We start from the raw sequence: 240 nt of genomic DNA, 5'->3' as shown, positions 1-240 counted from the left end.
GGTATACCAAGTAAAAGGGTTTTACCATTTGCCTTTGGTATTTGCACTCCTCTTACAGAAGAGGGAATGTAAATGCCCGCAATAATTGAAGATTGGAGTTCTTTGATTATATCATCTAGAACAGCCTCAACCTCAGAGATAGTTCTTTTGTCGATACCAGGCGCACCTTTATTGCGTTTTACAGCTCTAAAGGCACTTTTGAGATTAGTAGTATGAACTACTTTCTCAATCAAGTCTTTC

At 38.3% G+C, this 240-nt stretch carries 1 protein-coding gene; it reads right to left on the bottom strand.

All coding sequences use genetic code 11. The features are described from left to right. Window positions 1–240 (bottom strand): hypothetical protein (locus tag L8D11_RS05685; protein ID WP_458692972.1); only part of this gene is annotated, 240 nt, incomplete at both ends.

The sequence above is a fragment of the Candidatus Bandiella numerosa genome, from assembly GCF_021811875.1.
GTDB classification, from domain to species: domain Bacteria; phylum Pseudomonadota; class Alphaproteobacteria; order Rickettsiales; family Midichloriaceae; genus Aquirickettsia; species Aquirickettsia numerosa_A.
This window is presented reverse-complemented; position numbering and strand designations above follow the sequence as displayed.